This is a genomic window from Microbacterium sp. TNHR37B, from assembly GCF_001620065.1.
GTDB lineage: Bacteria > Actinomycetota > Actinomycetes > Actinomycetales > Microbacteriaceae > Microbacterium.
This window is the reverse complement of the sequence record NZ_LQGV01000003.1, coordinates 1,054,090-1,075,123: the sequence shown is the minus strand read 5'-3', so window position 1 is coordinate 1,075,123 and position 21,034 is coordinate 1,054,090. Positions and strand designations below refer to the sequence as shown.

Below are 21,034 nucleotides of genomic sequence, written 5' to 3'. Positions count from 1 at the left end.
CCGCGACCGCTCGGGTCGCGCCAGGTGCGAATGACGGTGGTCATGGTGTTGCCGCCGGGATGAGAACGGTGGCGGTGGTGTCGCGGATCCAGACCACGCCGCGGTCATCGACCAGGACGATCGCACCGTCCCCGGTGACCCCGAGGGCGTGGACGGTTCCCGTGGTGGTGCCGACGTTCTCCCAGCCGGTGCCGACTAGGCGTCGCAACGTCCCGTCGGTGTCCACTCCGACCACCCCACCGGTTGGGTCGGTCTCCACCAGGTACAGCACTGGCGCGTCCGGCGCCGGGGTGAAGGTGGCGCCACCGTCGGTGCTGTGCTGCAGCCCGTCCTGGGTGGCGGCGTACAGGGTGCCGTCGGTCGCGGCGGCCAGGTCGACGGCGGGCAGCTCGGCACCGTCCGCCCAACTCTGCCCGCCGTCGCTGCTGGTGCGCAGCAGCAGCCGGGAGGATCCGATCCCGTACAGGGTGCCGTCGCCGGTGACGGTGAGGACGTGGAAGTCCTCTTCCCCGGTGAACGCGACCGGTTCCCACGAGGCGCCGGCGTCGAGGCTGCGGATGATGCCGAGGTTGGGGGCGCCGAGCTCCGCCGGGGTGGACGGGCCGGGGTGCCCGGACGCGTAGAGCGTGTCACCGGTAGCGGTCAGTCCCATCGCGTCCAGGTCGATGCCACCGACCGGGCCGGTGACGGTGCCGTCCTCGCCCAGCGTGTACAGGCCGGTGTGGGTGCCCAGCAGCACGGTGCTGTCACCGGCGTCGACGATGCCGTGCACATGCCCGAACCCGGCCGCGGTGCCCGCGGGGGCATCGGGCTCCGCAGGGGTGGTGCTGCAGCCCGTGAGCAGCAGCGCGACGGTGACGGTGGCCGTGATCGCCAGTCTGCGGGTGGTGGGAGAGATCATGAACGGAGGTCCTTTCCGTGCGGGTACGCCGGATACCGGTGACCGCACAGGGGTCGAGGGTGGGGCCTCGGACGGGACCGGCATCGGGAGCGCGGGTCCCGTCCGAGGGGTACCGGGTCAGAGGCTGGCGAGGATGTCCTGCATCGTGGTGATCTCGGCGGTCTGCCCGTCGATGATCTGCTGCGCGAGGGCGGCCACGTCCGGGTTCTGTCCGTCGGTGAGCACCGACTGCGCCATCGTCACGGCGCCCTGGTGGTGAGCGATCATGCCGTTCAGGAACAGGCGGGTCGCCTCGACCCCGGTCGCGGCATCCAGAGCGGCCATGTCGTCCTCCGACATCATCCCGCCGCCCATGTCCATGCCGTCCATCCCGGACATGGAGTCGTCGTACGGGACGCCCCACTCCTCCAGCCAGCCCTTCATGGTCTGGATCTCCGGGTCCTGTGCGGCCTTGATCTGCTCGGCGAGGGAGACGACTCGCTCGTCGATGCCGTCTTTCGCGAGGATCTGATCGGCCATCTCGATGGCCTGCTGGTGGTGCGGGATCATCATGGTCACGAACATCTCGTCCGCGGCGTTGAACGCGGCGGCGGACTGGGAGGGGGCGGTGCTGGTCATCCCCCCGGGTCCGTGGTCCATGCCGGGCATGGTGCCGTCGGTGGGGGCGCAGCCGGCGAGCACGAGCACGGTGGCCAGGGCGCCGGCGGTCAGCGTGAGAGTACGAAAACGCATCAGGGGTGTCCTTGTCTATTCAGTCGGTGAGGGTCTGATTCAGTGCCCGGGAGGGCAGGGTGCAGCATCCCCGGCAAGGGTCGCCGGGGTTCAGGCGGAATCAGGTGCGACTGATGGACAGGACAAGCAGTGAAGGCGGGCGGGGATGCGGCAATCCGACCAGCAGAGTCCGGGTATGGGAGCGCGAGCGGGCTACGGCGTATGTGAGAAGGGCACGGGACGTCGGGGCGAGCAGGACGATCACCGCGGCCAGCAGCGCCAGCACGCACACCATCATCAGCATCGAGTGATCCGGCATCCCCGCAGGGCTGCCGCACCCGTCCTGGCAATGCCCTCCAGCGCCCTCCGCCGCAGCTGCGGTCATCGGCGTATCGTCGGCGGCGGCTGGTGCGGAGCCGACCTGGCTGTGCGTGCTCATCGCGCTGGTCTCTGATGCCAGGGCGGGCTGGTGGGAACCGGTCAGGACGTGCATGGACAGCAGCCCGGTGATGATCGCCAGGGCGATCGGAGCGGCCAGCAGGAGCCGTCGCACCCCGGGGGTCAGACGCGCGTGCGAGCGAATCACGTTCACGACCGACCTCCTTCCCGTCCAGGGTAGCGGTGCCTTGCCTCCGCGACACGGTCAGAACACCACGCACGGGAGCGGGTGCCCCCTACCACTCAGCATATACCCATCCGGGGTATCCAGGATGGGTATCGCTTCGGGGATGGCTACCCGCCCGGGGTATGCTGGGCGTGATCGAGGAAGGGGCGTCGACGGTGAACCAGGTGGTGGCGCGACGGCGGGCACTCGGGTCCCGGCGTGCCCTGTGGTTCTACCTGGCCGCGGTGACCGCGATCATCGCGGGGCTGCTTGCGATGCATTCGCTGAGTCTGGAAGAGGACCAGGCGGGCACTGTCGTGTCCGCCTCCGCAGTCGTTGCGGCCCCCGATGCCGCCGCTGATGTCCTGGTCAGCGGGGTGGTGACGCCCTCGTGCGATGAGACGGTCTGCGGGACGTCTCATGCTTTCGCTGCCGTGACGTGTCTGCTCGCGTTGCTGACCCTGCTCATCCTGGTGCTCCCGGCCCGGGACGGGTGGATGTCGCTGCTGGCGTGGCTGCGATCCCTCCCCGGCAGGTCGAGCTCGTTCACGTCCGGGTCGCCTCTTCTGCGGCCCTCCCTGATCGTGCTGTCGATCAGCCGCACCTGATCAGCACCCCGCCCGCGCCCGCCGCCTGAGCCGCCGCCGGCGCGTGATGTCGCCGACGGTCCACGATGTGCGGCCCGCAGGCGAGCGCGACCCGTCTGCGGCAGCGCCATGGGTGATCCGATCCCGGATTCTCGCCGTGCACTCCGGGCCGCGGCTCCCGGTTGGACCGTGTGACGGCGACCGTACGCACCTTCATCGTCCCCCTCATCCAGGAAAGTCTTGTATGCCCGAACCCGCCCCCTCCACCCCGACTCCCGGTACCGGAACGCGCCGTGCGGCGAGAGCCGCCCTGTCTTCCCCACCCGTCCAGACGCGACGCGATCGACGCCGTCGGCCCACCCGTGCCGCCCGGACACCTCGACACGCGCCGCGCCGCACGCTCACCCGATCCCGGATGCTCGCCGGCGCGGTGATGCTCCCGGTCGCGTCGATCGCCGGACTGCCGTTGCTGATCCCGTTGACGCCGGAGCCGGTGTTCGCCGTCGAGGCGACCCGCACCCCGGTGCGCGCCCAGTCGTTCACCACCCCCGACACCGTCACCGGGACGGTGATGGTGCGCGGGGACTACACGGTGGCGGTGACCGCCCCCGTCGGGACCGAGTCGTACGCGCACACCGCGGACACGTTCACCAATGACCCGGCGTCGGCGGTGCAGTGGCCGTTCACGGTGGGGGTGCCGATCAGCAGCACGTTCGGCTATCGCACCCGACCGTGCCCGTCGTGTTCCAGCGATCATGCCGGCCTGGATATGACCCCGGGCATCGGCACTCCGATCCAGGCGATGGCCGACGGGGTGGTCACCACTGCGACGGAGCAGGGCGGCGCGTACGGGGTGTATGTGGTGATCCGACACGAGATCGATGGGCAAGTCGTGGAGAGCGTCTACGCGCACATGCGGGAAGGGTCCCTCGCCCTGACCCCGGGGCAGATCGTGCGGGTGGGGCAACTGGTCGGCCGGGTCGGGAACAGTGGACGCAGCACCGGTGCGCACTTGCATTTCGAGGTGCGCGTCGGCGGGGAGCCGGTCGATCCGCTGGTGTGGATCCCCGCGGACAGGAGACCCTGATGCGCGCCATCGTGGTTCCGGCGCTGATCCCGAGCCCGGGGATCAGCTTCGTGCAGGTCGGGCCGTTCCAGATTCGGTTCTACGCGCTGGCGATCCTGGCCGGGATCGTGCTGGCGGTGCTGATCACCGGCCGTCGGCTGCGGGCGGTCGGGCATCCGGCCGGGGTCGTGGTGGATGTGGCGATGTGGGCGGTGCCGTTCGGGATCCTCGGCGCCCGGATCTACCATGTGCTCACCCATCCGGGCGACTACTTCTTCCCTGGCGCGGACCTGTGGCGGGTGCTCTACATCTGGGAGGGCGGGATCGCGATCTTCGGCGCGATCCTGGGCGGGCTGGTCGGGATCGTGATCGCCACCCGTCGCGCCGGGATCCCGGTGCTGCTGTTCCTGGACGCGCTCGCCCCGGGGATGCTGGTCGCCCAGGCGGTGGGGCGGCTGGGGAACTACTTCAACCAGGAACTGTTCGGCCGACCCACCACCTTGCCGTGGGGGTTGCAGATCGACCCCTCAGCTCCCGCGATCCCACCGGGGACCCCGGCGGGGACCCTGTTTCATCCGCTGTTCCTGTACGAGCTGCTGTGGAACCTGGCCGGTGCCGCCGTGATCGTGCTGCTCGAGCATCACCGCCGCCGGCACGGCCGGATTACGTTGGGCGCCGGGCGGAGTCTGGGCGTGTACCTGCTGTGGTACGGGGCAGGGCGGGCGGCGCTGGAGTCCATCCGGCTGGATCCCACCGAGTTGCTCGCCGGCGGGCTGAAAGCGAACGTGCTCACCGCCCTGGTGGCCGCCGCACTGGGGGTCGGGCTGCTCGCCCACGCCTCCTGGCGCTCCCGCCGCCGCACACCCGTCCGGGAGAGGGAGGATGCGCGTGTCGATCCGCAGTGAGCAGGCCCCGCAGCTGCCCGCCGATCACGTCGACCGGCCGGTGGACGAGCCCACGAATCTGCGCCTGAGCGTTTCGGGGTGGGCGCGGTGGGCGTGGCGGCAGCTGACCAGCATGCGCACCGCCCTGGTGTTGTTGCTGCTGCTCGCGGTGGCCGCGATCCCCGGGTCGTTGGTCCCACAACGCTCCTCCGACCCGAACGGGGTGATCCAGTTCGACAAGACCAACCCGGGCTGGATGTGGGCGGTGGACCTGCTGCAGCTGCACGACGTGTTCGGGTCGGTGTGGTTCTCCGCAATCTACCTGCTGCTGTTCGCGTCGCTGATCGGCTGCGTCATCCCCCGCATCCGCCACCACCTGACCGCGCTGCTCGCCCCGCCCCCGGCCACCCCCCGCAACCTGTCCCGCCTGCCCGCCCACACCCGCCGCCTCCTCCCCGACACGCCCCCCGGTGCGGTCCTGGACGCGGCCGAGAAGGCGCTGCGTCGGCAGCGGTACCGCACCCGCCGGGTCCGCGGCGACGACGGACGAGACTCGGTCGCAGCCGAACGCGGCTACCTGCGGGAGACCGGGAACCTGCTGTTCCACGTGGCGCTGCTGGCGGTGCTGGTCGTGGTCGGCGTCGGCGGCGGGTTCCGGTTCACCGGGCAGCGGGTGCTGGTGGAGGGGCAGACGTTCGCGTCCACCCGGATCGCGTACGACTCGTTCACCGCCGGCCGGTTCATCACCGACACGCAGATCCCGACGTTCTCCCTCACCCTGGACCGGTTCCGCGTCGACTACGTCCTGGACAACGTCAACGCGCTCGGCATGCCGAAGAGCTTCGACGCGCAGGTCACCACCACCACAGGCGGCACCCGGCAGGCCTCCAGCATCCGGGTCAACGAGCCGCTGCCGGTGGCCGGCACCGACATCTACCTGCTCGGCAACGGGTACGCCCCCAGCCTCACCGTCCGAAACCCGGCCGGGAAGATCGTGTTCAGTGACACGGTCCCGTTCCTGCCGCAGGACGCGAATCTGACCAGCCTGGGGATCGTGAAGGTTCCCGACGGGCTGACCGAGCAGGTCGGCCTGGTCGGGATGCTGTACCCCACCCGCGCGACCACCGCCTCTGGGGCGTTCGCGTCCAGCTACCCGGACCTGCTGGACCCGGTCGTCACCTTCAACGTGTACGTCGGCGACCTGGGCCTGAACACCGGGGTCCCGGTGTCGGTGTACGCACTGGATACCAGCACCCTCACCCAGATCGCCGGGCGCGGCACCCCCACCCCCGCCCTGCAGCTGGTCCCCGGCACCCCGGTTCCGCTGCCGGACGGGCTGGGCACGATCGAGCTCGGCCCGATCCCCCGGTTCGCGTCGCTGGAGATCGCCGCCGACCCCCCCCAGACCCCCCCCCTGATCGCCGCGGTCGCCGCGATGGCCGGGCTGGCCCTGTCCCTGTTCGTGCCCCGCCGCCGCCTCTGGGTCCGCACAGCCACCGGCCGCCGCGGCGGCACGGTGCTGGAGGTCGCCGGGCTCGCCCGCGGCGACGACCCCCGCCTGCAACCCACCGTCGACACCCTCGCCACCCGCCTCACCCCGACCCCTACACCCCCTCGAGGAGGCTCTGATGACCCCGTTCCTTGACGCCCTGTCCCTGATGCTGGTGTACTCCGCGATCGCGATCTACGCCGCCGCGTTCGTCGCCTACACCGTTCACCTCGCCCGCCGCGCCAGCACCCCTACCGTCCCGGTCACCGCCCGGGCGCCGGTCACCGCCGGCGCCCCCCGCCCCACCGCCCCGACCCTGGCAGGCCCCCCCCCCACCCCCGCCCCCGACCCCACACCCGCCGCCGCTGTCCCGGGTGGCGGACGGGGTGCGGGGAAGGCGGCGCGGGTCGGGTTCGCGTTGACCGTGCTGGGCTGGGTGTTCCATCTTGCCGGGGTGGTGCTGCGCGGGGTCGCCGCGGACCGGGTGCCGTGGGCGAACATGTTCGAGTTCTCCCTCACCGGCACCGCGCTGATCATCGCCACTTTCCTGGCCGTGTCGCTGCGGGTGCGGTTGGCGTACCTGGGCAGCGCCGTGCTCGGGCTGACCGTGCTGCTGCTCGGCGTCGCGACGGTCAGCTTCTACGTCCCCGTCGTCCCCCTGATGCCCGCCCTGCAATCCGGGTGGCTGGTCATCCACGTGCTGGTCGCGCTGCTGGCGACCGCGTTCTTCGGGCTCGCGTTCCTCGTCTCCCTCACCTACCTGCTCACCACCCGCCGCCGGGGTCGCCCCTCCCGGCTCACCCGGCTGCGTGACAGTCTGCCCGGGCCGGAGGATCTGGACCGGCTCGCATACCGGCTGACGATCGTCGGGTTCATCCTGTGGACCTTCACCCTGATCGCCGGGGCGATCTGGGCCGGCCGCGCCTGGGGCAGGTTCTGGGGGTGGGACGTGAAAGAGGTGTGGACGTTCATCATCTGGGTGCTTTACGCCGGATACCTGCACGCCACCGCCACCCGCGGCTGGGCCGGCACCCGCGCGGCCTGGCTGTGCATCGTCGGCTTCGCCGCCGTGCTGTTCAACTTCGGCGTCGTCAACGTCTTCTTCACCGGCCTGCACTCCTACTCCGGACTGTGACCCGCCCCCTGCGAAAGGACCCCGCTCATGACCCGCACCACCCCCCGACCCGCCCCGGCTGAGGACCCGCAACGCGCCTGGCGGCGACACCGACTGCTCGTCCGGGTCGGCCAGGCCCTGATGGCCGCCGGCGCGATCGTCGCGATCATCCACTGGCTCGCGCACCTGGAAGTGTTCGGCCCCGGCCAGCCCCCCGGCTGGCTCGACCTGGTCGCCGGGTACCCGACCGGGGCGCTGCTGCTGATCACCGGCGCGATCCTCGCCGGCCGCCGCCGCCCCAGCAGCAAGAGCACGAACACCTGACCGACCGGAGTGATCCCCGCATGCGCACCCCCACCGCCCTGACACGCCCACCCCGCCGCGCCGTCACCGCCGCCGCGGTCGCCGTGCTCGGCGTGCTCGCCCTGCTCCTGGCCGGGTGCACCGCCCAGACGCCCGGCCTGTTGTCTTCCTCCCCGTCCCCGGGGTATCTGTCCGCGGACGAGACCGTGCGGGAGATCCCCGCCGACCGGCGTGACGACCCGGTCGCCTTCACCGGCACCACCGACACCGGGGAGCAGGCGGATTCCACCGCGTGGGCGGGCTCGGTCGTCGTGGTGAACTTCTGGTACGCCGCCTGCCCGCCCTGCCGTGCCGAAGCGCCGGACCTGGAAGCCCTCGCCCAGACCTACCAGCCCGACGGTGTCGTGTTCATCGGCGTCAACGTGCGCGACAGCGCCGACACCGCCGCCGCGTTCGAGAACCAGTTCGGCATCACCTACCCGTCGATCCTGGACGCCACCACCGGCACCGTGCAAGCAGCGTTCGCCGGGAAAGCCGCCCCCGGCGCCGTGCCCACCACCATCGTCCTGGACCGCACCGGTCGGATGGCCGCCCGCATCATCGGGCAACTCCCCACCCGCACCACCCTCGCCGCCCTCATCGACACCGTCCTCGCCGAGACGAGCCCCTGATGGGGGAGATCATCACCGCCGGCAGCATCTGGGCCGCCCTCCCCCTCGCCCTCCTCGCCGGGCTGGTGTCCTTCGCCTCCCCCTGCGTGCTCCCCCTCGTGCCCGGCTACCTCGGCTACCTCACCGGCACCACCACCACCGCGGGGGTCTCCCGGTGGCGGGCGCTGGCCGGGACCGGGCTGTTCACCCTCGGCTTCTCCGTCCTGTTCATCGGCTACGGGGCCGCGTTCGGCGCCCTGGGGGCCTGGCTCATCCGCTGGCAAGATCTCCTCACCCGCATCCTCGGGATCGTGGTCCTGCTGATGGGGCTCGTGTTCCTCGGCGTGTTCCGGCTCTTCCAACGCACCGCGAAACCCGCCATCCACCCACCCAGCGGGCTGGCCGGAGCTCCCCTGCTCGGCATCGCGTTCGGGCTCGGCTGGACCCCGTGCCTGGGCCCCACCCTCGCCGCGATCTCCGCCCTCAGCCTCACCACCGGCAACCCCGCCCGCGGCGCCCTCCTCGCCGTCACCTACTGCCTCGGTCTGGGGCTGCCCTTCATCGCCGCTGCGGCCGGCCTGAACTGGGCTACCGGAAGCATCGCGTTCCTGCGCCGCCACATCCGCACCATCAACATCACCGGCGGGGTCCTCATGATCGCCACCGGCATCGCGATGATCAGCGGAGCCTGGTCACTCCTCATCTCCAGCATCCAGAACCTCATCGGAGCCACCGTGCTCCCCCTCTAACACGACCGACCGCCAGGACGGGCACCCCGGGCGGGCACGCCGCCCGGCAACGCCGACCGCAGCGACCGGCTCCCTCCGCATCAGAGAAAGGACAGACCATGCGACCACACGGCACCCGTGACCGCGCCCCCATCCCGTCCGAGCCGGACCCGGCCCGCGGCTCCCCGGCGCTGGGGGGCGGGGGCGTCTGAGTCGCTGCCGCCGCCGCGGCCGCCGGGGTCGGGTCGGCGTACTGGGACGACTCCTGGCACACCACCCTCGGCCGGGACAGCACCTTCATCCCCCCGCACCTGCTGCTGTATGCGTCGATCCTCACCGTCGGGGTCTTGATCGCCGGGTGGGGGTGGCGGCGGCTAGCCGCCACCCCCTCCGTGGCCGCCGTGTTCCGCACTCCCGGGTTCGCCCTCGCGGTCGCCGCGGCGGGCGCGACCGCGGCGGCCGCGCCCGCCGACGCGTTCTGGCGCACCGCGTTCGGGCGTGACGCGGTGCTCTGGTCGCCCCCGCACCTGCTATCGGTGATCGGCACCCTGTGCGTGCTGATCGGCCTGCTCACCGGCACCGACCGGCTCGTGCCCGCTCCGCCGCGGATCGCCCTGGCCGCAGGCGTGCTGGGGGCGGCACTGATCATCGTGATGGAATACGACACCGACGTGCCCCAGTTCACCGAGACCCTGTACCTGCCGCTGCTGCTGGCGACCACGCCCGGCGCGGCATGGGTGATCACCGCCCTGGTCCCCGGCCGCACCCGCATCGTCCTCGTCGTCGCCGGGTACCTGGTGTTCCGGGTGGTGCTGTGGGTGCTGCTCACCAGCGCGGGGTGGCTCGCCCCCGACCTGCCGGTCGCGGTGGCCGGGCTCTTCCTGCTGGCCTTGCCCGTCCCCCTGTGGCGGTGGCCGGTGGCCGCCCTCGCCGTGACCACCCTGCAACTGCTGGCCTCCGGGACCGGGATCAGCAGCGTCCCACCCACCCCCGTCGCCTGGTCCGCCGTCGGCACCACCACGGTGATCATCGTCAGCATGATCGCCCTCACCGTGCGGCCGGGGACTCGACTCCGATCCGGGGCCGCGGCCGCGGCCCTCACCCTTCTGCTGGTCGCCCTCGCCCCGCCGCCACCCGCGCAGGCGCACGACCCCGGCCAGGGCACCGCCTACGGCACCGCACAGATGACAGTCACCGGCGACGGCACCGGGCAGCTGACCGTCACCATCACCGGCATCCGCCTCACCGACGACACCGACCTCACCCCGACCCGGTTGGTCGCCCGCCGCGCCGAAGAGGACCTCACCGCGCCGCTGCGCGCGCAACCCGGCACCCCGCCTCCCGGCACCTTCACCGGGGAACTGGCGCTGCCGTCACCGGGGCTGTGGTTCGTGTACGCCCAGTTCGCCACCGGCGAACGCACCCTCGAGGTGTGGGTGCCGGTCGGTCAGCAACTCACCGGCCCGCAGAGCCAGCAGCGCAACCTCTACCAGCCCGTCACTGCCGCCACCCCGCCACCGGGGCAGATCCTCCTCGGCGCCGTGCTCCTCGCCGTCTCGGCGGCGCTCACGGTCGCCGCGGCCGTCACCGTCGCCCGCCGCCGACGCGTCCTCCCTCCCGCGACCACCTGACCACGGCGAGGTCACCGCGCCCCGTTGCGGGCGGGCGGGCGATCTCGGCCTCCGGCAACCGAAACGGTCGGGCACGATGAGCTGGGCACCCCTGGCATCCGCCTGCTGTGCTGCCGGAGGGCGCGGACGTGACTCGACGCGGCAACGGCGACCACAACGGCGGCGGTTCTTCGGTTCGTGGGGTTATTCGGTGACGTTGATGATCATGGTCAGGCCGCCAGCGCCGTCGGTTTCGGCGTTGTTGTTGGTGGTGTGGTGGTTGATGTGGCAGTGGATGAGCCACTGGCCGGGCTCGAGCGCGTTCCAGAGCACGTCGTAGCGTTGTCCCGGCCCGACGTTGATCGTGTCGGCCTGGAACTGCTGCGCCGTGGTGAGGGCCGCCCCGTCGCGGGCGACGACGGTGAACGGGCCGCCGTGGATGTGCATCGGGTGGATGTCGTTGGTGTTCGAGCCGATGAACCGCACCCGGAGGGTCTCCCCCACCTTCATGTCGATGGTCTCGGTGGCCGGGTACGCCTTCCCGTTGATGGTGAAGTAGTTCGGCATGCCCCCTTCCATCGGCATCGCCGGATAGGTCAGCCCCTCCCGGGACAGCCACTCCTGCAGCTGGATCGTGTACTCGCGATCGGCAGGCGGCTGCAGGCCAGGGTCGGCGGGGTCGATGATCAGCGCCCCGTACAGGCCGAGGGCCTGCTGCCGGTCGGCGTGATCGTGGGAGTGGTAGAAGAACGTGCCCCACTGCTTCACCGTGTACTCGTACCGGTAGGTGTCGCCGGGTTGGATGGGATCCTGGGTGATCCCGGCGGGCCCGTCCATCTCGTTGGGCACGTCCAGGCCGTGCCAGTGCACGGTCGTGGACTCGTCGAGCTCGTTGGTCACGTCGATGCGGATCCGGTCGCCCTGGGTGACCTGCAGCCGAGGCCCCGGGATCTGCCCGTTGTACGCGTACGCGTCGACGGTGACGCCGGGGAGGATCTCCCAGCGGATCTGCGACACGGTCAGCTCGAACACCCTCACCCCGTCCTCGACGCGGGCAGGTTCCAGCACCTCATCACCGCGGGTGTCCACGTCGTACGCGGCGGTCGCGGCCCGCGGGTCGACGGCGGCCATGTCCCGCATCGCCTCGGCGGGGGTGTCACGGGTCATGATCATCCCGGGCGGCATGATCAGCCCACCGACGTCGTGCGCGCTGAGAGTCATGTTGACGGCGTTCGCGGGGGCGACCATCCCGACCACGAGCGCGATCGCGGAGAACGCGCCGACCACGGTCAGCTGCGGCACGGTCACCGCTCCGGCGCCAGAAGGCTGGTGCGCCTCATGCCCCGACCCCGGCGACGACGCACCGCCCGCCGCCTGGTCGTGGCCGGCGTGCGCCTCCGGCCGCGGGCTGTGCTGCGCGTGCGCGTCATGCTCCTGGGGGTGGGTGGCGGGCTGGGGGCGGACGGTCATCAGACCGTGCTTGAGGCCCTTCTTCACCATCCACACGTTCACGGGGTAAGCGAGCACGAACCCGACCGCGATCCCGAAACTCATCACCGCCCAGAACAGCAACTCGGTGGGCAGCATGGCCCGCATGTCGCGGCCCATCATCAGCAGCGACATCACCGGCGCCATGCCCGCCATCATCAAGTTCATGCTGATGAACTCGGGCAGGAACGAGCGGCGCACGTTCTGCCAGTAGCTGCCGCCCATCATGTTCTTCATGAACAGGGCCTGGAACACGAACAACCCGAACGCGAACCCGGCGGCGTACTCGATGATCAGATCCAGCCACATCGGCAGGCCCAGCGACGCGACGACGACGGCGGCGACGATGATGCCGGTGGCATCGCCCGCGACGCAGTGGATGGTCGAGCCGATGCCCTGCTTCCACAGCGGCCGGGTGAACTCCTCATGCTCTCCCGGCCGTGGCTCCTTGTCCGCGAGCACATACAGCAGCGCCCCGATCGGCCCCAGGTAGAGGGTGACCAGGATGAAGCCCCACTTCATCACCGCCGGCTCCGGGTTGTGACGGAACTGGTCCACCCCGACCCAGATCGTGCTGATCGCGACCAGCACGAACCAGGCGACCAGGAAATAGTCGATCGGTTGAATCAACCTCGCCCGCCTCTCCCTCGCACACGACTCCCCCACACCTTATACCCCCTATAGGTATTCTTTCAATCGGCGCCGCCTCGGGTGCCGACGGGTGCACGTGCCCGGTGGGGCGAACCTGACGCAGCCGAGACGATCGCGGCGGAGTTCAGCGACCCGTGCCGTCCTCAACGGCGCCGCCGAAGAAGTCCGCACCGGCAGACTCGACCCCGACGGCGTCACGGCGATCCTGCTGCCCGCCTTGACCGACACCACGGCACCCCGAGGGCACTGATCCTTCCGCTCAGGAGACGGACGTCGTTCGCCGATAATCGAGAACGACGTGCCGGTGGACGCGATGTGGCTGCTCTGTCGGCGAAGGCGTGGAAGGCCTGCGGCCGGGCGAGATCCGGGAGACGCAAAGGTCGGATTGGTACAGTGAGGGACTATGCCCCGCGACCCCCGATCCCGGCCCGACCGGGTCATCGCGGCGGGGTGGTGGTCGGGGCGGCTGCTGACCATCCTGGGCCTGGCACTTGTGCTCATCATCGGCGGCTGGACCACCTCCCACACCACGGCTGACGCGCACGCCGACACCAGTGCGGGCTCCCCCGTCGCGACCGGCTCTACCCCAGACTCGGGGGCACCGGTGGAGGGCCGGACGGCGTCGTCCTCTGCGGGGGTGTCCGTCGATGCGTCCGGGGCGTGGGGGTGCCTGATCGGGGTGGTGTGCACGCTGCTGGTACTGGCGGCCGTGACGGCTTCCCGGCTCCAGGGCCGGCTGCGGATACTGCGGGTATCCCGTCCGGTGCGCGCGCCGCTGCTGGTGCCGGTGCCCGTGTCGCGGCGTCCGGCCGCGCCCTCACTGCTGCTGTTGTCGATTTCCCGAACCTGAGATCCGGCATGCCGCCCACCCATGGGCGGCGTCTTCCCGCCCGCCCGTGTGCGGGCGCTGTGTGATGCCGATTTCTAGGTTTGGAGAATGTCTTGACGACCCGTATCACGGCGGCCCCCTTCGCCGGTCCGGTGCCGACGGCTGCGGCCGGTCACCGCCGCCCACCCGGCCCCGCTCGGCCCCGTCCCGCCGCGGCGCCGGCGCGATCATCCTCCGTCCATTCCCGCCCCGGCCCTCTTCTGCGGGGAGGGGGTGGTGATGCGGTCGGGGTTGACGCATCGGCGGGCGATCATCGTCGGGGCCGGGCAGGCCGGGCTCGCGGTGGCCGCCGCGCTGATCGGGTTGGGGTTCCGGCCGCAGCAGGAGTTCGTGGTCGTCGACGCCGCCACGGACCGGCAACGCAGTTGGGCGTCCCGGTGGCATTCGATGCGGCTGCTATCCGACGCCCGCCACAGCACGCTGCCAGTCCGGCCTCTACCGGTGGACCCGCACGAGCACCCGCGGGCGGATGAGATCGCGAACTACCTGGACCAGGTGCAGCACACCCTGGGGGTGGACCCGTTCTGGGGGTTGCGTGTGGTCGGGGTGGAACGCGTCGGTCACGGGTCGGTGCTGCAGCTGCAGACCGCAGAGGGCGACGTGCAGACCCGCAACGTGGTGTGCGCGACCGGCGCCGCCACCCACCCCCGCATCCCTGCGTGGGCGCAGCAGCTGCGGGTGCCCGGGGTGGTGCTGCACAGCGCCCACTACCAATTCCCCCGGCAGGTGCCCACCGGGCGGGTGCTGATCGTCGGCGGCGGAAACAGCGGCGTGCAGCTGGCGCGAGAGCTATCCACCTCCCACGAGGTCACCCTCGCGGTCCGCACCCGGCGCCCGCACCGACCCGCCCGTACCTTCCCCGTCCACGCCCGGGCAGGCTCGTCCTGGCTGGGTCGCCCACCCGCCGTGCAGCCGGTGTTCGGCGACAGCTACCATGCGCTGCGTCACGCGGGTGTGGCGGTCGCCCCGGCGGTGACCGGCGCGGACGGCGGGCAGGTCACGTTCGCCGATGGCAGCACCCTCGCCCCGGACTCGGTAATCCTCGCCACCGGGTACGACCCCGGCGAGGACTGGCTCCCCGCCGAGGCGACCGCAGCCCGGTCCCGCCCGGCGATGACCGGGCTGCCGGGCTTGTTCGTCGCCGGGATCCCCGCCCACAGCCGCCCCGGAGCGGACACCCTCGCCGGGGTGTCCCGGGACGCCGCCGTAATCGCCCGCACCATCGCGGACCGGCCATGACCGCCACCCCGACGACCCTCCAGGACCCGCACGGACGCCCCCAACCCACCCCGCCGAACCGCCGCGCCCGGGCGGTGATGCCATTGGCGATGGCGTTGCCGGTCGCGGCAGCCGCGGCGGTGCTGATGGATCTCGCCTACCCGGAGGTGGGATTCTGGCCGGCCGCGTTCGCCGCGACCGGGCTGCTGCTTCTCGCCCTGATCGGCCGGAGCGTGTGGGGGGCGGTGGCGGTCGGGGCGGTGTTCGGGTTGCTGTTCTTCGGGCTGCTGGTGTCCTGGACGACCCGGTATCTCGGGCCGGTGCCGTGGGCGGCACTGACCGTGGTGGAAGGGACCCTGACCGCGGTCGGGATCATCCCGCTGGCACTCGCCTACCGGTGGGTGCCGCGCGCCGCCCCCGGCCCGGTCGGACGCCTGCTCCTGCTGCCGGGCCTGGTGGCCGCGTTGTGGACGGGCCGGGAGGTGCTGCTGGGCGCCTGGCCGTACGGGGGGCTGCCGTGGGCGCGGCTCGGGATCACCCAAGCCGACAGCCCCCTCGTTCAGACGGTGTCCTGGGTCGGGGTGAGCGGGCTCACCTTCCTGATGGTCTTCACCGTCGCCGCCGCGATCGAAGCCATCCGGACCGGCCGGTGGCGTCGCCCGTTCCCCGCCGCCGTACCCGCCGTCACCACCCTGATGCTGGTCCTGGTCCCGGCGTTTCCCACCACACCGGCCGGGACGATGCGGGTCGGGGCGGTGCAAGGCAACGGCCCGTCCGGGTACTTCGACCAGCGCACCGTGGGGGCGATCGCCCGGGCGCAGGGGGACGCGACCGGCCCGGTGCTCGACGCGGATGTGGATCTGGTGGTGTGGCCGGAAGGGCTGGATGCTGACCCGTTCCAGACCCCGTGGCTGGCCGAGTATCTCACCGGCATCAGCACCCGGGCAGGTGCCCCGCTGCTGGCGAACGCGGCCACCACGGCGGGCGGCAACATCTACAACACGTCGTTCCTGTGGGACCCGGCCACCACCGGTGCCACGCCGCAGCGGGAGCAGGTGCAGACGCACGCGAAACGCCACCCGGTGCCGTTCGGCGAGTACGTGCCCGACCGGGCGTTCTACACCCTGCTCGCCCCCGACCTGGTCGGGCTGCTGCAACGCGACTACGCGCACGGCACGGACGTGCCGCTGGTCACCGTCGGCGGTGTGCCGGTGGGGTTGGCGATCTGCTTCGACGTGATCTACGACGAGGTCATCGCCGAGAGCATCACCGCCGGTGCGGAGCTGCTGGTGTTCCAGACCAACAACGCCGACTTCCGCGGCACGGACGAGAACCTGCAGCAGCTCGCGGTCGCCAGAATCCGCGCGGTGGAGACCGGCCGTACCGTGGTGAACGTCTCCACCGTCGGCACCAGCCAGATCATCCGCCCCGACGGCAGCACCCTCACCGGTCTGCCCGCCGGACAGGCCGGGGCGCTGATCGCCGACACCGACCTGCGCACCGGCATCACCCCCGCCGTCCTCATCGGGCAAGGCGTCTCCGCTGTCACCTTGTGGGGTGGGCTGGGTGGTCTCGCCCTCACCGGCGCGATCGCCTGGCGGCGGCGCACCCCTGCTGTGGCCTGACTAGGCATGCCCGCCAGACAACCCGGGGTTATCCTGCGGGTGGGAGGACGAGGCGGCGGATCTCCGCAGCGATCAGATCTGGTTCTGTGGCGGGGATGTAGTGGCCGGAGCGGGCAGCGACCACGTGCCGGCCCTGCCGGGACTGTGCGGCCCGATACCGCCCGGCGGCGGTCGCGGCATCCCGGACCCGTCGCGGCATCCCGTCCGCGAGACTGCCGGAGATGACGGTGACCGGGACATCGGGCAGCGCCGGCGGGTCGCCCTGCCAGGCGTGCAGCTCGGTGAGGAAGGTGCGCGCTTGCCGACCCTGGGTGACCACCACCGCGGGCCGGAACGCCTCCCGGTGAAGATCGGCCCGCACATCCTCGGGCATCCCCTCCCCGAGGAACCGGAAGAACCGCTCCAGCATCCCCACCCGGGCCAGCACCCACTCCACGGCGATCACGATCTTCTCCCCGACCCGGAACCGCATACCGAACAGGAGGTCCGCTGCCTCATCGGTCGGATCCACCAGCACCAGCCCGGCCACCCGGTCCGGGCGGCGGGACGCGGCCAGCCGCACCATCGGGCCGCCCGCGGAATGCCCCACCTGCACGAACCCGCTGCTCGGCTCGAGGCCGTCCAGCAGATCGTTCAGGTCGTCGGCCATCCGGTCCAGGGTGCGCCCTGTGCACTATCCGGGACGGACCGACCCAGCCCCGCCCGGTCATACACCACGGCCCGCGTGAACGCGGCGACCCGGGTCTGCACCGACGCCCAGGTGGAGCGGGTCGCCGCCGATCCCGCCTCGAACACCACCGTCGGCACCCGGGGCCCCGGCGGGGCCCGGCAGCACCATCGCATAGGGTGCGCGCCCGCCACGGGTGCGCACCCACACCGGCTCCCCCTGCGTGTGCACACGCTCCCCCGCCATGACCCGCCCTACCGGTCCGTGCCCTGGCGGGAGGCGCCGGTCGCGGCGCGGTGGGCCTTCTCCCGCAGGGCCAGCAGGGCGAGGGTGTCGTCCTTGATCTGGGTGCGGCCGAGGATGCCCCAGTGCGCGCTCAGGTGGTCTTCGAGGTAGCGCAGCACCCGGGCGAACGGGACGGTGTGCCACGGCGCCCCCGCCCCGGGCGGGGAGGTGGGGTTGCCGAACACGACCGTGCGGATCGTGCGCCCTTCCGGCGCCACCGTCCGTCCCGTTCCCAGCAGTTCGGCGACCAGCCGGGCGGCATCGGTCGGGGCGCAGCACCCGAACCGGGTGAACGCGGCTTCCAGCACGGCCGGGTCCCGCATCGCCGGGTTGGGGTGCGGGCGGCCTTCCTTGACCTCGCCGACGATCATGTCCGCTCCGCCCCCGGCACCCAGGGCCGGGTCCAGCGGTGCGTCGACGGTCCCGGACGCTCCCGGTGCGCGGTGCAGCCGTACGGCGAGGATGTCCAGGTCGGTGATGGTGCGGGGACCGCCGGGACCGGTGGCGTCCAGCACGGGGTATTCGGCGACGGTGAAGTAGCCGTTGACCCGCAGGTACGCCTGCACCAGCGCGACCGCCGTGTCCACCCTCTATCTCCGACCGGGTTATCTGGCCGGTCAGGCGGCGTGCGCGTAGCGGGCCGGGTCGGCGTCGAACAGCGGCCCGCACTCGGCGCAGCAGAACCAGTACCGGCTGCCCTGGTAGTCGCGGAACAGGCCGCGCTGCTCGGCCCAGGCCGGGTCGACCTGGTTGCCGGGCATCACCGGACAGGTCACCAGGTTCGTCGCCCCCGCCGGCGGCTCGTGATGGTGATGCTCGTGCGCACCATGCTCGTGTCCTCCATGGTCGTGCCCGTGCGTGTGGTCGTGCCCGGAGTGGTCGTGGTCGTGGGACATGGTGTGTCTCCTTCTCGAGCGATGGTTAGGCCTGGACGGGCGCGGGCTCTCGGGTGGCGGGGGCGCCGGCACGGGTCGGGGTGGGCAGGGGGCGGAAGCGGCGCAGGCGGAGGCTGTTGGTGACGACGAACACGCTGCTGAACGCCATTGCCGCGGCGGCGAGGATGGGGTTGAGCAGGGCGAGCATCGCGACCGGGATCGCGGCGACGTTGTACGCGAACGCCCAGAACAGGTTCCCCTTGATCGTGCCCAGGGTGCGGCGGGCCAGCCGGATCGCGTCCGGGACCAGCATCAGGTCGCCGGAGACGATGGTCAGGTCCGCGGCGGTGATGGCCGCGTCGGTGCCGGTGCCCATCGCGATCCCGAGGTCGGCGGCGGCGAGGGCTGCGGCGTCGTTGACGCCGTCGCCGACCATCGCGACCACCCGGCCCGCGGCCTGCAGGTCGCGGATGGTGTCGAGCTTGCCCTGCGGGGTGACCCCGGCGCGGACGTCCTCGATCCCGGCCTGGTTGGCGATCGCGCGGGCGGCGCCGGGGTTGTCGCCGGTGAGCAGGATCGGGGTCAACCCGAGCTCCCGGAGCCGTGCGACCGCCTCACGGCTGGTGGGTTTGATGGTGTCGGCGACGCTGATCGCCCCGCGCACCTGCCCGTCCCACGCCACCACCGTCACCGTCGCCCCCGCCGCCTCGTCCGCCGCGATGGTCGCGGCGAGGCCTGAGGGGATGGGGAGCGCCCATTGGGTGGTGATCCAGGAGGCGCGGCCGGCGGCGACCAGGCGGCCGTCGACGATGCCCTGCACGCCTTGACCGGCCTCGGCGGCGAATGACTCCACGGCATCCGTCGGGCCGTCGGCTGCGGCGGTGATGGCGCGGCCGATGGGGTGCTCGGAGCCGTGCTCGAGCGCCGCGGCGAACCGGATCAGCTCCGCCTCATCGGTGCCGGGAGCGGGGTGGATGCCGGTGACGGTCATGGTGCCGGCGGTGATGGTGCCGGTCTTGTCGAGCACGACGGTGTCGATGCGGCGGGTCTGCTCGAGCACCTGGGGTCCGCGGATGAGGATGCCCAGCTGGGCGCCGCGGCCGGTGCCGACCAGCAGAGCGGTCGGCGTCGCCAGCCCCAGCGCGCACGGGCAGGCGATGATCAGGGTGGTCACCGCGGCGGTGAAGGCGACCTCCAAGGGCGCCCCCGCGATCAGCCACCCGGCGAACGCGGCCAGGGCGAGGACGATGACGATGGGGACGAAGACGGCCGACACCCGGTCGGCGAGGCGCTGCACCTGGGCCTTGCCGGTCTGCGCCTCCTCGACCAGCCGCGCCATCCGGGCCAGCTCGGTGTCGGCGCCGACGCGGGTGATCTGCACGAGCAGGCGCCCGCCGGTGTTCACAGTCGCGCCGACCACGCGGGAGCCGGGGGCGACTTCGACCGGCACGGACTCGCCGGTCAGCATCGACTCGTCCACCGCGGACATTCCCTCGGTGACGAGGCCGTCGGCGGGGATCTTCTCACCCGGCCGCACCACCACGACATCACCCGGAACGAGCTGTGCGACGGGGACGCGCTGCTCAGTGCCTTCGCGGAGGATCACTGCGTCCTTGGCGCCGAGCTCCAGCAGGGCGCGCAGGGCCTCGCCGGACTGCCGCTTGGCACGAACCTCGAGGTAGCGGCCGAGGAGGATGAACACGGTCACCAGCGCGGCGACCTCCAGGTACACCTCGTGGCCACCGGCCTGCGGGGTGCCGACGAAGGTGACGCTCATCCGCATTCCCGGCATCCCCGCACCGCCGAAGAACAGCGCGTACAGCGACCAGCCGAACGCGGCCAGCACCCCGACGCTGATCAGAGTGTCCATCGTCGCCGCCCCGTGCCGGGCATTGATCGCCGCGGCGCGGTGGAACGGCCACGCCCCCCACACCACCACCGGCGCGGCCAGGGTGAGCGTGAGCCACTGCCAGTAGGTGAACTGCAGGGCGGGGATCATCGACAGCACCGCGACCGGCACCGCCAGCACCGCCGAGACGATCAGCCGCTGCCGCAGCGACGCCAGCTCATCGTCCCGCGGGATGGTCTGCTCAGCCGTGTCGGGCACAGGCGGGGCTGGGAGGCTCGCTCCGTACCCCGCCTGCTCGACCGCCGCGATCAGCTCCTCCACCGGCACCGGGGCCTCCGAGTGCACGCGGGCCTTCTCGGTGGCGAAGTTGACCGTCGCCTCCACTCCGGGCAGCTTGTTCAGCTTCCGCTCGACCCGCGTCGCGCACGACGCGCAGGTCATCCCGGTGATGTCGAGATCGACGTCCAGCGTGCTCATGAGGCTGCGGCGAGGCTGTACCCGGCCTCCTCCACCGCCGCCCGCACCCGCTCCGCATCCACCGGCGTCGCGCTGGACACCGTCACCGTGGACACGCCACCGGCGTGCAGATCGACCGCGACGTCGGAGACACCGTCGATCGCGGAGACCTCCTCGGTGACGCTACGCACGCAGTGCGCGCAGGTCATCCCCTCCACCAGGAACTGCGCCGACACGGTCTCGCCCGCCGCCGTCTGCTGCGCCGGCGCGCCGGTGTCGGTGGCTGCCGTGGCGTGGGAGGTGGGGCTGCAACAGGCGCAGCCACCGCCGGTGCTGGTCGCCTGCAGGCCGAGGTCCTGGAATCCCTGTCCGGTCATGATGTGC

21 protein-coding genes are annotated in these 21,034 nt (G+C 71.9%); 12 read left to right on the top strand and 9 right to left on the bottom strand.

Annotated elements, in window-relative coordinates; genetic code table 11:
* Nucleotides 1-40 precede the first annotated feature (40 nt).
* The 3 genes from AVP41_RS13005 to AVP41_RS12995 form a co-directional block, all read right to left on the bottom strand.
* On the bottom strand, nucleotides 41-901 hold the full coding sequence (locus AVP41_RS13005) for a F510_1955 family glycosylhydrolase (RefSeq protein ID WP_067165123.1): 861 nt from the start codon (nucleotides 899-901) through the stop codon (nucleotides 41-43).
* A gap of 117 nt (nucleotides 902-1,018) precedes the next feature.
* On the bottom strand, nucleotides 1,019-1,633 hold the full coding sequence (locus AVP41_RS13000; RefSeq protein ID WP_056207384.1) for a DUF305 domain-containing protein: 615 nt from the start codon (nucleotides 1,631-1,633) through the stop codon (nucleotides 1,019-1,021).
* 100 nt (nucleotides 1,634-1,733) lie between these two features.
* On the bottom strand, nucleotides 1,734-2,204 hold the full coding sequence (locus AVP41_RS12995) for a DUF6153 family protein (RefSeq protein WP_036286051.1): 471 nt from the start codon (nucleotides 2,202-2,204) through the stop codon (nucleotides 1,734-1,736).
* 155 nt (nucleotides 2,205-2,359) lie between these two features.
* Here AVP41_RS12995 and AVP41_RS12990 point away from each other — a divergent pair, with 155 nt between their 5' ends.
* The 9 genes from AVP41_RS12990 (at nucleotide 2,360) to AVP41_RS12950 (ending at nucleotide 10,668) form a co-directional block, all read left to right on the top strand.
* Nucleotides 2,360-2,824 (top strand): DUF6153 family protein, encoded by a 465-nt coding sequence (locus AVP41_RS12990; protein ID WP_005049597.1) that lies wholly within the window; start codon nucleotides 2,360-2,362, stop codon nucleotides 2,822-2,824.
* A gap of 394 nt (nucleotides 2,825-3,218) precedes the next feature.
* A complete protein-coding gene (locus tag AVP41_RS12985) occupies nucleotides 3,219-3,890 on the top strand; it encodes a M23 family metallopeptidase (RefSeq protein ID WP_067165120.1) in 672 nt (223 codons plus the stop codon).
* Nucleotides 3,890-4,774, top strand: a complete 885-nt coding sequence (lgt, locus tag AVP41_RS12980; RefSeq protein ID WP_067165969.1) for a prolipoprotein diacylglyceryl transferase — start codon at nucleotides 3,890-3,892, stop codon at nucleotides 4,772-4,774. Before AVP41_RS12985 ends, lgt begins: the two co-directional genes overlap by 1 nt.
* Nucleotides 4,752-6,398, top strand: coding sequence for a cytochrome c biogenesis protein ResB (gene resB / locus AVP41_RS12975; protein ID WP_067165116.1), 1,647 nt, complete (start codon nucleotides 4,752-4,754; stop codon nucleotides 6,396-6,398). The genes lgt and resB overlap by 23 nt, the downstream gene beginning before the upstream one ends.
* Complete coding sequence (gene ccsB / locus AVP41_RS12970) at nucleotides 6,382-7,377, top strand: c-type cytochrome biogenesis protein CcsB (protein ID WP_067165113.1); 996 nt, start codon at nucleotides 6,382-6,384, stop codon at nucleotides 7,375-7,377. The genes resB and ccsB overlap by 17 nt, the downstream gene beginning before the upstream one ends.
* 27 nt (nucleotides 7,378-7,404) lie before the next feature.
* On the top strand, nucleotides 7,405-7,680 hold the full coding sequence (locus tag AVP41_RS12965; RefSeq protein WP_067165110.1) for a hypothetical protein: 276 nt from the start codon (nucleotides 7,405-7,407) through the stop codon (nucleotides 7,678-7,680).
* Nucleotides 7,681-7,700: 20 nt separating this feature from the next.
* A complete protein-coding gene (locus AVP41_RS12960) occupies nucleotides 7,701-8,330 on the top strand; it encodes a TlpA family protein disulfide reductase (protein WP_067165107.1) in 630 nt (209 codons plus the stop codon).
* On the top strand, nucleotides 8,330-9,058 hold the full coding sequence (locus AVP41_RS12955; RefSeq protein WP_045245724.1) for a cytochrome c biogenesis CcdA family protein: 729 nt from the start codon (nucleotides 8,330-8,332) through the stop codon (nucleotides 9,056-9,058). The genes AVP41_RS12960 and AVP41_RS12955 overlap by 1 nt, the downstream gene beginning before the upstream one ends.
* Before the next feature lie 326 nt (nucleotides 9,059-9,384).
* On the top strand, nucleotides 9,385-10,668 hold the full coding sequence (locus AVP41_RS12950) for a hypothetical protein (RefSeq protein WP_157532491.1): 1,284 nt from the start codon (nucleotides 9,385-9,387) through the stop codon (nucleotides 10,666-10,668).
* 183 nt (nucleotides 10,669-10,851) lie between these two features.
* Here AVP41_RS12950 and AVP41_RS12945 read toward each other — a convergent pair whose 3' ends face one another.
* Nucleotides 10,852-12,765 carry a DUF4396 domain-containing protein gene (locus AVP41_RS12945; protein WP_067165101.1) on the bottom strand — a complete coding sequence of 638 codons (1,914 nt, stop codon included), beginning with the start codon at nucleotides 12,763-12,765 and terminating at the stop codon, nucleotides 10,852-10,854.
* A gap of 424 nt (nucleotides 12,766-13,189) precedes the next feature.
* Here AVP41_RS12945 and AVP41_RS12935 point away from each other — a divergent pair, with 424 nt between their 5' ends.
* The 3 genes from AVP41_RS12935 (at nucleotide 13,190) to lnt (ending at nucleotide 16,518) form a co-directional block, all read left to right on the top strand.
* Nucleotides 13,190-13,636 (top strand): hypothetical protein, encoded by a 447-nt coding sequence (locus AVP41_RS12935; protein WP_036286063.1) that lies wholly within the window; start codon nucleotides 13,190-13,192, stop codon nucleotides 13,634-13,636.
* A 258-nt stretch (nucleotides 13,637-13,894) separates the two neighbouring features.
* Nucleotides 13,895-14,914, top strand: a complete 1,020-nt coding sequence (locus AVP41_RS12930) for a flavin-containing monooxygenase (protein ID WP_060960843.1) — start codon at nucleotides 13,895-13,897, stop codon at nucleotides 14,912-14,914.
* A complete protein-coding gene (gene lnt / locus AVP41_RS12925; RefSeq protein WP_157532490.1) occupies nucleotides 14,911-16,518 on the top strand; it encodes an apolipoprotein N-acyltransferase in 1,608 nt (535 codons plus the stop codon). Before AVP41_RS12930 ends, lnt begins: the two co-directional genes overlap by 4 nt.
* A gap of 28 nt (nucleotides 16,519-16,546) precedes the next feature.
* Here the strand turns inward: lnt and AVP41_RS12920 are convergent, their stop codons facing one another.
* The 5 genes from AVP41_RS12920 to AVP41_RS12900 all read right to left on the bottom strand — a co-directional run bounded on the left by AVP41_RS12920 (nucleotide 16,547) and on the right by AVP41_RS12900 (nucleotide 21,027).
* Nucleotides 16,547-17,167, bottom strand: coding sequence for an alpha/beta fold hydrolase (locus AVP41_RS12920; protein WP_197464332.1), 621 nt, complete (start codon nucleotides 17,165-17,167; stop codon nucleotides 16,547-16,549).
* A gap of 272 nt (nucleotides 17,168-17,439) precedes the next feature.
* Nucleotides 17,440-18,057, bottom strand: a complete 618-nt coding sequence (locus tag AVP41_RS12915) for a hypothetical protein (protein ID WP_067165095.1) — start codon at nucleotides 18,055-18,057, stop codon at nucleotides 17,440-17,442.
* Nucleotides 18,058-18,087: 30 nt separating this feature from the next.
* A complete protein-coding gene (locus tag AVP41_RS12910) occupies nucleotides 18,088-18,366 on the bottom strand; it encodes a YHS domain-containing protein (RefSeq protein WP_005049577.1) in 279 nt (92 codons plus the stop codon).
* A 25-nt stretch (nucleotides 18,367-18,391) separates the two neighbouring features.
* The gene (locus AVP41_RS12905) at nucleotides 18,392-20,671 is read right to left on the bottom strand and encodes a heavy metal translocating P-type ATPase (protein WP_067165091.1); all 2,280 of its coding nucleotides are present in this window, start codon (nucleotides 20,669-20,671) and stop codon (nucleotides 18,392-18,394) included.
* Nucleotides 20,668-21,027, bottom strand: a complete 360-nt coding sequence (locus AVP41_RS12900) for a heavy-metal-associated domain-containing protein (protein ID WP_051498747.1) — start codon at nucleotides 21,025-21,027, stop codon at nucleotides 20,668-20,670. Before AVP41_RS12900 ends, AVP41_RS12905 begins: the two co-directional genes overlap by 4 nt.
* Nucleotides 21,028-21,034 lie beyond the last annotated feature (7 nt).

Coding starts and splice junctions, on each gene's coding strand:
- AVP41_RS13005 (WP_067165123.1), bottom strand. CDS start 901: ATGATCTCTCCCACCACCCGCAGACTGGCGATCACGGCCACCGTCACC.
- AVP41_RS13000 (WP_056207384.1), bottom strand. CDS start 1,633: ATGCGTTTTCGTACTCTCACGCTGACCGCCGGCGCCCTGGCCACCGTG.
- AVP41_RS12990 (WP_005049597.1), top strand. CDS start 2,360: ATGCTGGGCGTGATCGAGGAAGGGGCGTCGACGGTGAACCAGGTGGTG.
- AVP41_RS12985 (WP_067165120.1), top strand. CDS start 3,219: ATGCTCGCCGGCGCGGTGATGCTCCCGGTCGCGTCGATCGCCGGACTG.
- lgt (WP_067165969.1), top strand. CDS start 3,890: ATGCGCGCCATCGTGGTTCCGGCGCTGATCCCGAGCCCGGGGATCAGC.
- resB (WP_067165116.1), top strand. CDS start 4,752: ATGCGCGTGTCGATCCGCAGTGAGCAGGCCCCGCAGCTGCCCGCCGAT.
- ccsB (WP_067165113.1), top strand. CDS start 6,382: ATGACCCCGTTCCTTGACGCCCTGTCCCTGATGCTGGTGTACTCCGCG.
- AVP41_RS12965 (WP_067165110.1), top strand. CDS start 7,405: ATGACCCGCACCACCCCCCGACCCGCCCCGGCTGAGGACCCGCAACGC.
- AVP41_RS12960 (WP_067165107.1), top strand. CDS start 7,701: ATGCGCACCCCCACCGCCCTGACACGCCCACCCCGCCGCGCCGTCACC.
- AVP41_RS12955 (WP_045245724.1), top strand. CDS start 8,330: ATGGGGGAGATCATCACCGCCGGCAGCATCTGGGCCGCCCTCCCCCTC.
- AVP41_RS12935 (WP_036286063.1), top strand. CDS start 13,190: ATGCCCCGCGACCCCCGATCCCGGCCCGACCGGGTCATCGCGGCGGGG.
- AVP41_RS12930 (WP_060960843.1), top strand. CDS start 13,895: ATGCGGTCGGGGTTGACGCATCGGCGGGCGATCATCGTCGGGGCCGGG.
- lnt (WP_157532490.1), top strand. CDS start 14,911: ATGACCGCCACCCCGACGACCCTCCAGGACCCGCACGGACGCCCCCAA.
- AVP41_RS12920 (WP_197464332.1), bottom strand. CDS start 17,167: ATGGCCGACGACCTGAACGATCTGCTGGACGGCCTCGAGCCGAGCAGC.
- AVP41_RS12910 (WP_005049577.1), bottom strand. CDS start 18,366: ATGTCCCACGACCACGACCACTCCGGGCACGACCACACGCACGGGCAC.
- AVP41_RS12905 (WP_067165091.1), bottom strand. CDS start 20,671: ATGAGCACGCTGGACGTCGATCTCGACATCACCGGGATGACCTGCGCG.
- AVP41_RS12900 (WP_051498747.1), bottom strand. CDS start 21,027: ATGACCGGACAGGGATTCCAGGACCTCGGCCTGCAGGCGACCAGCACC.